The organism is Candidatus Desulfatibia sp. (assembly GCF_036446775.1).
Classification (GTDB): domain Bacteria; phylum Desulfobacterota; class Desulfobacteria; order Desulfobacterales; family UBA11574; genus Desulfatibia_A.
The window spans coordinates 1-5,697 of record NZ_JAZFTO010000003.1; the positions used below are offsets into that span (position 1 = coordinate 1).

The window sequence follows — 5,697 nt, forward strand, 5'->3', positions numbered from 1 at the left end:
GGGCTGGAAGGTGTTGAAAAGGCGAGCATTAGTTTTTTTAAAAGCAAGGGGGAAGTCTATTTCGATCCCGACAAGGTCAGCGCGGATGAGATTGTTAACAAAGTAAACCAGATTGGTTTCAAGGCCAAGCTGATTGAGGAATAATAACCGCATTGAATGCAAACCCGGAAAAATCATCAGAAACGTCTAAACAATGGTTCTATACAGGACTTACAGGAACTATTCTTTTAGCCCTGTGCTGCGTTGGGAAGATTTTGCTTATTACACTCGGGGTAGCCGGCCTGAGCGCCTTCACGCCCTATTTTTATTATGTATTACTTCCTGCGCTGGCGCTGATGATCGCTTTTACCTTTATTTCGTATAGAAGATGGAAAAACGGCTGATTTCCGAGAGGAAGGAAAAATGAAAAGCGAAAATATTGCTGAGATTGCAAAGGCACTACGTGAATTTGAAATTCCGCCACGGTTTGAGCCAAGTGAGTCACGCCTTCTCATTCAGGCTTTAAGGCTTATAGCAGGTGGTCTGCCCGTATCGCCGCAGCAAATCGAGCAAATCTCTTCAAATATTAAAATTTCCTATAGCGGCGCAAAGTCTTTACTAAACCGATTTTCTGAACATGATGATGAAGGCAACATCGTGGGGCTCTTGGGGCTGTCTCAGAAAAGTCATCCGCACCGGTTCGAAGTAAAGGGCCGTTCATTTACAACCTGGTGTGCATGGGACAGTTTATTTCTGCCGGCTTTGCTTAAAAATACTGCCAGGGTCGAGTCTTTTTGTCCGGCCACAAAAATGAAGATCAAACTTACAATAACGCCTGAAAAAGTAGAGCGGGTTGAACCAAACAGCACCGTGATATCCATGGCGCTACCTGAAAAGACAACAAGAGCCAGTGGAGTTGTCGAGGAAATCTGGAGCAACTTCTGTTGCCTGGTGCATTTTTTTAGTTCAACTGAAGTGGCAGCGGAGTGGATCTCAGGGCAGGACCAGAACTTAAAAATACTTTCCGTTGAGGAAGGCTACCGGCTTGGGCAGTTGACATTTGAAGAACTTCATAAGTACCTTTAGGAACATTGATTAGGGCAGCTTAATCTCTGAAAGGAAATCATAAATGGCTAATCTGGTATGTTATTGTTTTGAATATTCAAGTGAAGATATTAAGCGAGACTATATAAACAATGGCCGATCCCTTATAATGGAAAAGATCATGGAGGAAAAAAAGTTTGGAAGATGTCAGTGCGTTACCAAAAATCCGAAAGGCAAATGATGCCTGCCTGATGTCCGCCAGGTGGTGGATGAGGTTAGGGAGGGTGTAAGTGGTTTATGAATAAAGTACTTCAAATTTGCTTTGCCTTCAGTATTCTCTTTTACGCATGCGGATCAGACGATTTTCAGTTTTCGCAGCTTCCTGAATTTAAGGAATACTATAAAAAATACCCGCCACGGGAAACAGAGCCGACGGTTGAAGAAAAAAACCTGCTGCACCGTTTTCGCCCCCGGTTTTTCCTCGCAGATGGGCAGGAGCCCTTCATTGATTTCTATCAGGATTATATTACTTACGGTTATCTAGTTGGTGAAAAAGGCAGGATAATTTCTTCGAATGTAGATCAGACATTACTGAACAAACATAAAAATGATCCTGATATAGTGTTTATACATACCTATAAACATTCACAAACTACACCCGTCGTCTACGGACGGGTTGATTACGACCGATTAAAGGTTGACAGTCAAAGCACCATTGAATTAACCTTTCTGACTTACAACATTGTTTTTCGCCGGTCCGGACTGCCGGCCGGATTGAGCCCATGGAAAAAGAGTTTGCTTGGTTGGATAGGTTCGGTGAAGGACTGGCATCAACTTGATCATTATGTTTCAGTCACCCTGGCGCTTAACCGGCAGTCAGAGCCTGTCGCAGCAACAGTGCAGCAACACAACTATCAAACAACCTATATCTTTGCTAAAGGCATTCATCTGCCTCCTGATGAGAGGATAAAGCTTGACATTGCGCTTTATTCGAACGAGATGTATCCGCACAGTAAAAAGAGAACCGAACACCGGGCAGTTCAATTCCTGAACTCCGAATCCGTCTATTACCTGATTACGGGCGACAAGAAACCACTGCTGGCAGGAAATGATATTACCCACGGCACTAATGATATTGAATATCGGCTCGAATTTTTACCACCGGACGATGCCTTCTATCGTTTTCAGGGCAAGTTGGGTGAGTCCCGTATATTGCCCGGGCGGGACGGCCCTCCGGGTGCCGATTACAATACTATCCCGGCGCTAAAACCAAAAGCGACAGCCCTGGTGACCTTCTACAGGCGCGAAGATGACATGGAGTTTATTGAATTGCTGAAAAAATGGAAAAGCTCGGTAAAATCAGGGCCCGGGCCCGAAATACTTGAGAGATATACCAAACGCTTTATTGAGGATTTAAGGTCAGTATCAAACAATTAGGGAGGAAAAGACATGAAATTTGGTAAAATATCTCCGGCATCTCTTATTCAGAGAATGGGAAAGGCCGCGAAATTTTCAAAAGTTAAAAAAACAACCAGACGGCTTATACTTTTTTCTTTGGTCCTATTTGTTTTTTTGGCGGCCGCTGAACTTTCCCTTAGCGCGGAGATAGATTACCTGAGGCCGATGGGGGTAGTCAGGCTTAAAGAAATGCTTGATGCTCCCGCTTTTAACCTTCCCGATTTAGAGGGGAAAAAAAGAAGCTTGCGTGATTTCAAAGGCAAATTTGTTATGTTGAATTTCTGGGCCACTTGGTGACCTTACTGCGACAAGGAGAGGTCCTCTCTGGAAAAAGTCCACCATCTTTACAAAGAAAAAGGTATGGTTGTTGTGGCCATTTCTATCGACCGGGGCAGAGATGCAAAAGTGAGAAAGTTGGTGAAAGCTTATGTAGGTCGGAAAAATCTGACTTTTCTCAATCTGCTGGATCCCAAGGCGGCCACTGCTGCACAGTATGGTGTGCGCGGAGTCCCGATGAATTTTTTCATAAACCCTCAGGGGCAGGTTGTGGCCGTAGCCAGCGGTTATCGAAAGTGGGAGAGTGAAGCAGCCCGCAAGATGTTCCAGCAGTTGCTGTCCGGAGCAATTTAGACAAATATTTATGCTCCGGTTCGTTAGGCAATGGACGGACAGGGAAACGAAGGAATGGGAAGATAGATCAGACATTCCCAGAAAAACAGACCTGCGGGATACATAGGGTGTTCGCTAAGACAGCTCCAGCGAAAGATAGCCCTGATGAAGGATGACCCCCGCTGGAAGTCCCTGTTAGGCGACATTTAGGTCGCATATGAGCGCCAAAAAGGTCGCCGGGCGATTTATACTTTTATACCAAAAGGTTATGGCCTTATGTTACTCAGGCTATCCTCTACATAGTCAAACCCCTTGCGACCTTTTAGTCGACCCCCTATCCTCGCCATTCTTTATTCCCGTGTTATATAAATAACGTAATTACAAACAGTTGGGAGTAAGTTTGCAGCTATGCCGCCTATGGCATACATTTTGCGATAGAAAGCTATGGCAGGGAGTTTTCATTTTTGTGATATTGATGATTTGGAAAACAGAAAAAGAAAGCCTGAAATAGGTTCAGCAAAAAGAGGCAGAAATGCAACCTAAAACCAGCCGGATTCTAAAAGCCCATGATCTGATGACCAGCCCCGTATATACGCTGATAACGGCACGGAACAACTTCCCCCACTAGTGCAAAAACAATTCTTGCGGGATATAGGCCAATGCTCTATAGCAGTCCGGCGGGATGAGCGAAGTGAAATAACTTTAAAGCTAGCGGCTATGGAGAATTCTGTAGCACAACACAAAAAGATGAAAAGTACCCCCAACAAGCGCTGGATCAGTCTTCGCCAAAAGGCGATCATCTCCATTTCTCTGACCTTTGCCCTTTTGACTTCATATGCTTTTTATTTCACCATTGTAAATAAACACCGTGTTGATGAAGAGGAAGTAGTAAAAGTTGCTCAGATGAAATCAAGTTTAATCTCAGCGGCTACTTCAGAGTATATGTTGCATAAGGATGAAGCGTTTCTAAAGGGGTTTGTTCAGCTTGCACTAGGGGACAGAGATATCGATTATATTAAGTTTGTAGGTCGGGAAGGGGGTGTATTGGCCGAAGCTGGTCTGCAACGGGATCATACGGTGTATACACAGAAAGGGAGCCCAATCGTTCAAGAGACAGGTAAGCCTGTGGGACTTTTCCACAAATCCGGCCATCGCTTCTATATCCGTAGGCCTATTGTTCATGAGGGCAAAGACGTGGGAGAGATCCACATGAGGATTAATACCACGGAGGTTAACCGGCGTTTGGCAAGGACTGCATACTGGGGTCTCACCATTTTCATCGTGACGATTTTGGTTGGATCGTTTCTCACATATTTTCTGGAGCGCCGCCTGAAGGGTTCCTTGAAAAAGTTGATTCAGACTGCCGGGCACATGGCCCAAGGGGATCTGACTCAACGTGTAAAGATCGAGATCGGTGATGAAGTGGAAGAGTTAGGCGAATCTTTTAACCGAATGGCCCAAGCACTTGCTGAAAAGGAAAAGGAACTGATTATGGCCAGAAACACCTTGGTTTCCATATTCAATGCGATCGCGGCCGGAATTGCCTACATATCCAGGGATCACGAGATCATTCAAGCAAACCGTGCATACGAGGATCTCCTAAAAGACATTACAGGGTCATCCCTTGCGAAAGGACGTAAATGTTTTGAGCTCCTCTGGCAGGGGCAGGATGTTTGTAAAGACTGCCCGGGCAAGTCAGCGATGAAGACCGGTAAGGTTAAGAATTTGGAAAAGGAGGTTATACTGCAAAATGGAGAACGGCAGGTGCTCTGGATTCATGCCTACCCCGTGCAGGATTCCAGGAAAAATACAGTCGGATTTGTCGAATATATCATGGACATCACCCAACAGAGAAAATTAGAAGATGAATTGAAGACCTATACCGAATATCTGGAAGAGATTGCCGAGGAACAAACCCGTAAACTCAAGAAAGCACAGACACGGATAGTCCATCAGGAGAAGATGGCCGCCTTGGGCCAATTGGTGGCGGGCGTGGCTCATGAAATAAACAACCCGAATAGTTTCATCACCTATAACATACCACTTTTAGAAGAAACATGGCAGATGTTTGAACCGCTTGTTTTGGAGTATGCCTCGGCCCACCCGAAGCGACGAATGTCTGGTCTCAGTATTGAAGAGCTGTGTGGAGATATGGGGGCATTAATACAGGACATCAGAGTCGGTTCAGATCGGATTAACAAAATTGTCTCCAACCTGAAGGATTTTGCCCGCTTGGATGAAAGCACCCGGGTCAAGCCTGTTCAGGTCAATGAGATGATTGAAAAAACGATGGCTATTGTCGGGGCTGAAGTGAGGAAATCCGTAAGCAAATTGAGAATGGACTTAGCCCCCGATTTACCGAAAATTCAAGGACACTCTCAGAAACTTGAGCAGGTGCTGGCAAACCTGGTGACGAACGCTGTCCACGCCGTTGCTGATTTAGATAACGGAAGGCTTTCGGTGACCACGCGACACATCGGCAGGCTCGGATCGGTTTTGATCGAGGTTGAAGACAACGGAATTGGTATGGAACGTGGAATGATTGAGCGGATCTTCGAGCCATTTTTTACGACCCGGCGCGATGCCGGCGGTACGGGATTGGGCCTT

Annotated in this window: 6 protein-coding genes and 1 pseudogene; all 7 read left to right on the top strand. The window is 45.5% G+C overall.

Annotated elements, in window-relative coordinates; genetic code table 11:
- Positions 1 to 144, top strand: a pseudogene (locus V3S16_RS00170) (metal-binding (seleno)protein); the annotation flags it as partial.
- 8 nt (positions 145 to 152) lie between these two features.
- Positions 153 to 383 carry a mercury resistance system transport protein MerF gene (gene merF / locus V3S16_RS00175; protein ID WP_413882649.1) on the top strand — a complete coding sequence of 77 codons (231 nt, stop codon included), beginning with the start codon at positions 153 to 155 and terminating at the stop codon, positions 381 to 383.
- 19 nt (positions 384 to 402) lie between these two features.
- Complete coding sequence (merB, locus tag V3S16_RS00180; protein ID WP_413882650.1) at positions 403 to 1,065, top strand: organomercurial lyase; 663 nt, start codon at positions 403 to 405, stop codon at positions 1,063 to 1,065.
- Positions 1,066 to 1,320: 255 nt separating this feature from the next.
- Positions 1,321 to 2,460: a hypothetical protein gene (locus V3S16_RS00185; protein ID WP_413882651.1), complete on the top strand. Its 1,140-nt coding sequence runs from the start codon at positions 1,321 to 1,323 to the stop codon at positions 2,458 to 2,460.
- 12 nt (positions 2,461 to 2,472) lie between these two features.
- Entirely contained in the window at positions 2,473 to 2,778 is a 306-nt protein-coding gene (locus V3S16_RS00190; RefSeq protein WP_413882654.1) for a redoxin domain-containing protein, read from the top strand.
- Positions 2,671 to 3,111: a peroxiredoxin family protein gene (locus V3S16_RS00195; RefSeq protein ID WP_413882653.1), complete on the top strand. Its 441-nt coding sequence runs from the start codon at positions 2,671 to 2,673 to the stop codon at positions 3,109 to 3,111. Before V3S16_RS00190 ends, V3S16_RS00195 begins: the two co-directional genes overlap by 108 nt.
- Before the next feature lie 696 nt (positions 3,112 to 3,807).
- The coding region (locus V3S16_RS00200; RefSeq protein WP_413882652.1) for an ATP-binding protein at positions 3,808 to 5,697 on the top strand (1,890 nt) is incomplete at its 3' end.